At 70.4% G+C, this 6,892-nt stretch carries 5 protein-coding genes; all 5 read right to left on the bottom strand.

Annotated features, from left to right (window positions below; translation table 11 throughout):
• Positions 1 to 50 precede the first annotated feature (50 nt).
• Genes pgl through tkt form a run of 5 tightly spaced genes read right to left on the bottom strand, consistent with a single transcriptional unit; the run spans position 51 to position 6,656 of the window.
• Entirely contained in the window at positions 51 to 833 is a 783-nt protein-coding gene (gene pgl / locus ACFWBT_RS23680) for a 6-phosphogluconolactonase (RefSeq protein ID WP_385703578.1), read from the bottom strand.
• Positions 830 to 1,891 carry a glucose-6-phosphate dehydrogenase assembly protein OpcA gene (opcA, locus tag ACFWBT_RS23675; protein ID WP_385703576.1) on the bottom strand — a complete coding sequence of 354 codons (1,062 nt, stop codon included), beginning with the start codon at positions 1,889 to 1,891 and terminating at the stop codon, positions 830 to 832. Before opcA ends, pgl begins: the two co-directional genes overlap by 4 nt.
• Complete coding sequence (gene zwf, locus ACFWBT_RS23670; protein ID WP_356470357.1) at positions 1,888 to 3,411, bottom strand: glucose-6-phosphate dehydrogenase; 1,524 nt, start codon at positions 3,409 to 3,411, stop codon at positions 1,888 to 1,890. Before zwf ends, opcA begins: the two co-directional genes overlap by 4 nt.
• 4 nt (positions 3,412 to 3,415) lie before the next feature.
• Positions 3,416 to 4,534: a transaldolase gene (tal, locus tag ACFWBT_RS23665; protein WP_385703574.1), complete on the bottom strand. Its 1,119-nt coding sequence runs from the start codon at positions 4,532 to 4,534 to the stop codon at positions 3,416 to 3,418.
• A gap of 34 nt (positions 4,535 to 4,568) precedes the next feature.
• Positions 4,569 to 6,656 carry a transketolase gene (tkt, locus tag ACFWBT_RS23660; protein ID WP_385703573.1) on the bottom strand — a complete coding sequence of 696 codons (2,088 nt, stop codon included), beginning with the start codon at positions 6,654 to 6,656 and terminating at the stop codon, positions 4,569 to 4,571.
• Positions 6,657 to 6,892 lie beyond the last annotated feature (236 nt).

Here is a 6,892-nt window from a genome sequence, read left to right as displayed (position 1 = left end):
CCGGAGAAGCCGAGGATCGGCTTCTCCGGCGTTCGACGGAGCGACTTCGGTCAGGCGGAAGCCGGCGGATAGAGCGAGCGTGGCAGCTGGGACGCGGCTGCCGCGTCCAGGAGCCACAGGGTGCGGGAGCGGCCCCGGGCTCCGGCGGCCGGGGCCTGGATCTCGCCCGCGCCGGACAGGGCGATGGCGGCCGCCTGCGCCTTGTCCTCGCCGGCCGCGAGCAGCCACACCTCGCGGGCGGAGCGGATCGCGGGCAGGGTCAGCGAGATCCGGGTCGGCGGCGGCTTGGGCGCTCCGTGCACGCCGACCACCGTCCGCTCCGTCTCCCGCACCGCGGGCAGCTCCGGGAAGAGCGAGGCCACGTGGGTGTCCGGACCGACGCCGAGCATCAGGACGTCGAAGGCGGGAACCGAACCGTGGTTCTCCGGCCCGGCGGCCTTGGCGAGCTCCGCCGCGTACGCCTCCGCCGCCGCCTCCACATCGACGCCGTACGGACCGTCGGACGCCGGCATCGCGTGCACCCGCGCCGGATCCAGCGGCACCGCGTCGAGCAGGGCCGCGCGGGCCTGTGTGTCGTTGCGGTCGGGGTCGCCCTCGGGGAGGTAACGCTCGTCGCCCCACCACAGGTCGAGACGCGCCCAGTCGATGGCGTCCCGGGCGGGCGCGGACGCGAGCGCCGCGAGGAGCCCGTTGCCGTTGCGCCCGCCGGTGAGCACGATCGAGGCGTAGCCGCGCGAGGCCTGCGCGTCCACGATCTTCGTGATCAGCCGAGCCGCCGCGGCCTCGGCCATCAGTTCCTTGTCGCGGTGGACGACGAGCTGCGGAGTGTTCACTCGGCGGCCGCCCTGTCCGCCGCCTTCTTGGCAAGCGCCGCGGCCACCCCCGCGGGGGAGTCCTTCGCGGCCGGCGCCGCCTTCGTGGCGGTCGCGGTACCGCCCGAGGACCCGCCCCCGGCGGTGTCCGCCGCGGCGTTCAGCCGGTCCACGCCGTAGCGCAGCGCCGAGGCGTAGGTGTCGTCCGGGTCGAGGCGGCGCAGCTCCTCCGCCATCAGCTCGGCCGTGTCGCGGCGCTTGAGCGCCACCGCGCGGTCGGGCTGACCCTGGATGGACAGCGTCGCGAGCGTGCCGTCGGCGCGGTCCAGGACGATCGGGCCGCAGTTCGTGTCCAGCCGGACCGCGGTGAGGCCGGGGCCCGAGGACAGCGAGCGCTTGACGGGGACGTCCAGCCGGTCCGCGAGCCACATCGCGAGCAGCTCGCAGCTCGGGTTGAACTCCTCGCCCTCCACCTCGACCGCGTCCACGTCGCAGGTGACCTGGTCCAGGGCCGCGGCCAGCATCGAACGCCAGGGGGTGATGCGGGTCCACGACAGGTCCGTGTCGCCGGGGGTGTAGGCGTCGGCGCGGGCGTCGAGCTCCCGCACCGGGGCCTCGGCGGCGTAGGTGTCGGTCACGCGGCGCTGGGCGAGCGAGCCGAGCGGGTCCTTCGCCGGGTCGAGCGGCGCGTTCACCGGCCACCAGACGACGACGGGCGCGTCCGGCAGCAGCAGCGGCAGGACGACCGACTGGGCGTGGTCGATCACCTCGCCGTACAGGCGCAGCACCACCGTCTCGCCGGTGCCGGCCTCCGCCCCGAGCCGCACCTCGGCGTCGAGACGCGACTTCGTGCGGTCGCGGGGCGAGCGGGAGACACGCTTGATGACCACGAGGGTGCGCGAGGGGTGCTCGCGCGAGGCCTCGTTGGCGGCCTTCAGGGCGTCGTAGGCGTTCTCCTCGTCGGTGACGATGACGAGGGTGAGCACCATGCCGACGGCGGGGGTGCCGATGGCGCGGCGGCCCTGCACGAGCGCCTTGTTGATCTTGCTGGCCGTGGTGTCCGTGAGATCGGTCTTCATGGGCGACGCCAGCTCCGTCCGTCTCGCTCGAGCATTTCGTCGGCCTCGACGGGACCCCAGGTGCCCGAGGCGTACTGCGCGGGCTTGCCGTGCTTGTCCCAGTAGCGCTCGATCGGGTCGAGGATCTTCCAGGACAGCTCGACCTCCTCGGTGCGCGGGAAGAGGTTCGAGTCGCCGAGCAGCACGTCGAGGATCAGACGCTCGTACGCCTCCGGGCTGGACTCGGTGAACGACTCGCCGTAGGCGAAGTCCATCGAGACGTCCCGGATCTCCATGGAGGTGCCCGGCACCTTGGAGCCGAAGCGGACCGTGACACCCTCGTCGGGCTGGACGCGGAAGACGATCGCGTTCTGGCCCAGCTCCTCCGTCGCCGTGTGGTCGAACGGGGAGTGCGGGGCGCGCTGGAAGACGACCGCGATCTCGGTGACGCGGCGGCCCAGGCGCTTGCCGGTACGCAGGTAGAACGGGACTCCCGCCCAGCGGCGGTTGTCCACCTCCACCTTGATCGCGGCGAAGGTGTCGGTCTTCGACTTGGGGTCGATGCCGTCTTCCTGGAGGTAGCCGACGACCTTCTCGCCGCCCTGCCACCCCTCCGCGTACTGGCCGCGGACCGTGCTCTTGCCCAGGTCCTTCGGCAGCCTGGTCGCGCCGAGCACCTTGGTCTTCTCCGCGGCGAGCGCGTCCGCGTCGAAGGACGAGGGCTCCTCCATGGCGGTCAGCGCCATCAGCTGGAGCAGGTGGTTCTGGATGACGTCACGGGCGGCGCCGATGCCGTCGTAGTAGCCGGCCCGGCCGCCGATGCCGATGTCCTCGGCCATGGTGATCTGCACGTGGTCGACGAAGGACCGGTTCCAGATCGGCTCGAACATCGTGTTGGCGAAGCGCAGGGCCAGGATGTTCTGGACCGTCTCCTTGCCCAGGTAGTGGTCGATGCGGAAGACCTGGTCCGGGGCGAAGACCTCGTGGACGATCGCGTTGAGATCCTCGGCCGACTCCAGGTCGTGGCCGAAGGGCTTCTCGATCACCGCGCGGCGCCAGGAGCCGTTCGACTGGTCGGCCAGCTTGTGCTTCTTCAGCTGCTGGATGACCACCGGGAACGCGGACGGCGGCACGGACAGGTAGAAGGCGAAGTTGCCGCCCGTGCCCTGTGCCTTGTCCAGCTCGTCGATGGTGGAGCGCAGCCGGTCGAAGGCGTCGTCGTCGTCGAAGGTGCCCTGGACGAACCGCATGCCCTGGACGAGCTGCTGCCAGACCTCCTCGCGGAAGGGCGTACGGGCGTGCTCCTTGACCGCGTCGTGGACCTCCTGGGCGAAGTCCTCGTGGGCCCACTCGCGACGGGCGAAGCCGACGAGCGAGAAGCCCGGCGGCAGCAACCCCCGGTTGGCGAGGTCGTACACGGCGGGCATCAGCTTTTTGCGTGACAAATCGCCCGTGACGCCGAAGATGACCAGGCCCGACGGCCCCGCGATACGCGGGAGCCGTCGGTCTGCGGGGTCACGCAGCGGGTTGCTGCTCGACAAGATTTCAGCCCTCCGAAGGGGCGAGGCGCTGGAGCTCCGCCTCGGTCGACTTGAGCAGGTCGTTCCAGGAGGACTCGAACTTGTCGACGCCCTCGTCCTCGAGGAGCTGGACCACGTCGTCGTACGCGATCCCGAGCTTCTCGACGGCGTCGAGTTCGGCGCGGGACTGCTCGTACGTGCCGGCGATGGTGTTGCCGGTGATCTGCCCGTGGTCCTCGGTGGCCTCGAGCGTGGCTTCCGGCATGGTGTTCACGGTGTTCGGCGCGACCAGGTCGTCGACGTACAGGGTGTCCTTGTACGCCGGGTCCTTGACGCCGGTCGAGGCCCACAGCGGACGCTGCTTGTTGGCCTGCGCCCGGTCGAGGGCGGCCCAGCGGTCGGAGGAGAAGACCTCCTCGTACGCCTCGTAGGCGAGCCGGGCGTTGGCGAGGCCCGCCTTGCCGCGGGCGGCCTTGGCCTCGGGGGTGCCGAGCGCGTCGAGCCGCTTGTCGATCTCGGTGTCCACCCGGGACACGAAGAAGGACGCCACGGAGTGGATCTTCGAGAGGTCCAGGCCGCGCTCCTTGGCCTTCTCCAGGCCGGCGAGGAAGGCGTCCATGACCTCGCGGTAGCGCGCGAGCGAGAAGATCAGCGTGACGTTGACGCTGATGCCGAGGCCGATGACCTCGGTGATCGCCGACAGACCCGCCTTGGTGGCCGGGATCTTGATCAGAGTGTTCGGGCGGTCCACCAGCCACGCCAGCTGCTTGGCCTCGGCGATGGTCGCCGTGGTGTTGTGCGCCAGGCGCGGGTCGACCTCGATCGAGACCCGGCCGTCCTGGCCGCCGGTCGCGTCGAAGACGGGGCGCAGGATGTCGGCGGCGTCGCGGACGTCCGCCGTGGTGATCATGCGGATGGCCTCTTCGACCGTGACCTTGCGGGCGGCGAGTTCGGTGACCTGCTGCTCGTAACCGTCTCCGCTGCTGATCGCCTTCTGGAAGATCGACGGATTGGTGGTGACGCCCACGACGTGCTGCTGGTCGATCAGTTCGGCGAGGTTGCCGGACGTGATCCGCTTGCGCGACAGGTCGTCCAGCCAGATCGCGACGCCTTCCTCGGAGAGGCGCTTGAGTGCGTCTGTCATGGAAATTCCATCTCCTACGTGTCGTTTGTCAGCGTCAGCTCTGGGCTGCGGCGATCGATTCCCGGGCGGCGTCGGCGACGTTCTCGGCAGTGAAACCGAATTCGGCGAACAGCGTCTTGGCGTCCGCGGAAGCGCCGAAGTGCTCCAGCGAAACAATGCGTCCGGCGTCCCCGACGAATCGGTGCCAGGTGAGACCGATTCCCGCCTCGACCGAGACGCGGGCCTTCACCGACGGCGGCAGGACGCTGTCCCGGTACCCCTGGTCCTGCTCGTCGAACCACTCCACGCACGGCATGGACACGACCCGCGTGGGGATGCCCGCGGCCTGGAGCTGCTCGCGCGCCTCGACGGCCACGTGCACCTCGGAGCCGGTGCCGATGAGGATGACCTCGGGCGAGCCGCCCTCGGCCTCGAACAGCACGTAACCGCCCTTGGCGGCGTCCTCGTTCGACTCGTACGTCGGCACGCCCTGGCGGGTCAGCGCGAGACCGTGCGGGGCACCCTTGCCGAACACCTTGGTGTAGCGCTTGAGGATCTCGCGCCAGGCGATCGCCGTCTCGTTGGCGTCCGCGGGACGGACGACGTTGAGGCCGGGGATGGCGCGCAGCGAGGCGAGGTGCTCGACCGGCTGGTGCGTCGGACCGTCCTCGCCGAGGCCGACCGAGTCGTGCGTCCAGACGTAGGTCACCGGCAGGTGCATCAGGGCCGACAGGCGGACCGAGTTGCGCATGTAGTCGGAGAACACCAGGAAGGTGCCGCCGTAGACGCGGGTGTTGCCGTGCAGCGTGATGCCGTTCATCTCGGCGGCCATGGAGTGCTCGCGGATGCCGAAGTGGATCGTGCGGCCGTACGGGTCCGCCTCCGGCAGCGGGTTGTCCGCCGGGAGGAAGGAGCTGTTCTTGTCGATCGTGGTGTTGTTCGAGCCGGCCAGGTCGGCGGAGCCGCCCCACAGCTCGGGGATGACCGCGCCGAGGGCCTGCAGCACCTTGCCGGACGCGGCACGGGTGGCGACGCCCTTGCCCGCCTCGAAGACCGGGAGCTTCTCCTCCCAGCCGGCCGGCAGCTCGGTCGCGGCGATGCGGTCGTACTCGGCGGCGCGCTCCGGGTTGGCGGTGCGCCAGGCGGCGTACCCCTTCTCCCACTCGGCCTTGGCCTGGGCACCCCGGTCCAGGGCCTGGCGGGTGTGGGCCAGCACCTCGGCGGCGACGTCGAAGGACTTCTCCGGGTCGAAGCCGAGAACGCGCTTGGTGGCCGCGACCTCGTCGTCGCCGAGCGCCGAGCCGTGCGCGGCCTCGGTGTTCTGCGCGTTCGGGGCGGGCCAGGCGATGATCGAGCGCATCGCGATGAACGACGGCTTGTCCGTCACCTTCTTCGCGGCCTCGATGGCGTTGTAGATGGCGTGCGGGTCGAGGTCGCCGTCCGGCTTCGGGGCGACGCGCTGCACATGCCAGCCGTAGGCCTCGTAGCGCTTGGCCGTGTCCTCGGAGACCGCGGTCTCGGTGTCGCCCTCGATCGAGATGTGGTTGTCGTCCCACAGCAGGACCAGGTTGCCGAGCTTCTGGTGCCCGGCCATGGAGGAGGCCTCCGCGGAGATGCCCTCCTGGAGACAGCCGTCACCGGCGATCGCGTAGATGAAGTGGTCGAACGGGGACTCGCCCTGCGGCGCGTCCGGGTCGAACAGGCCACGCTCGTAGCGGGCGGCCATCGCCATGCCCACCGCGTTGGCGACACCCTGGCCGAGCGGACCGGTCGTGGTCTCCACGCCGGGGGTGTGACCGTACTCGGGGTGCCCGGGGGTCCTGCTGCCCCAGGTCCGGAAGGACTCCAGGTCCGCCAGCTCCAGGCCGAACCCGGCCAGGTAGAGCTGGGTGTAGAGGGTCAGGGACGAGTGGCCGGCGGACAGCACGAAGCGGTCGCGTCCAACCCAGTCGGTGTCCGCCGGGTCGTGCCGCATCACCTTCTGGAAGAGGGTGTACGCGGCGGGCGCCAGGCTCATGGCCGTACCGGGATGGCCGTTGCCGACCTTCTGTACGGCATCGGCGGCCAGGACGCGGGCGGTGTCGACGGCCCGCTGGTCCAACTCGGTCCACTCGAGGTCTGTTGTGGTCGGCTTGGTGCTCACCCTGGGTCAGGGCTCCTCTCCACATGTCACACATGTCGAATTGCCGGTGCACTGGGCGCCCCGGCCGTTGTCGAGCCTACCCCCGTAAGTACGTGCGTTTTTTCGAGTCATTCCAGACTGCCGGGACTCGTCGGGATCCGCCTCCCGACTGGGACGTTCCGTGTTCGACACGTGAATACGGAGCCGCTCGTCCGAGTGCTCAATCGAGTGGCGACCGGCTCTTTGAGCGGCGCCGC

The sequence above is a fragment of the Streptomyces sp. NPDC060027 genome, assembly GCF_042737005.1.
In the GTDB taxonomy this organism is placed as follows: Bacteria; Actinomycetota; Actinomycetes; order Streptomycetales; family Streptomycetaceae; genus Streptomyces.
The sequence above is the reverse complement of the archived record's forward strand: the minus strand, read 5'-3'. Positions and strand labels throughout refer to the sequence as shown.

Bases quoted from the DNA above. Each gene is read 5' to 3' on its own strand.
- tal (WP_385703574.1), bottom strand. From the start codon at position 4,534: ATGACAGACGCACTCAAGCGCCTCTCCGAGGAAGGCGTCGCGATCTGG.
- opcA (WP_385703576.1), bottom strand. From the start codon at position 1,891: ATGAAGACCGATCTCACGGACACCACGGCCAGCAAGATCAACAAGGCG.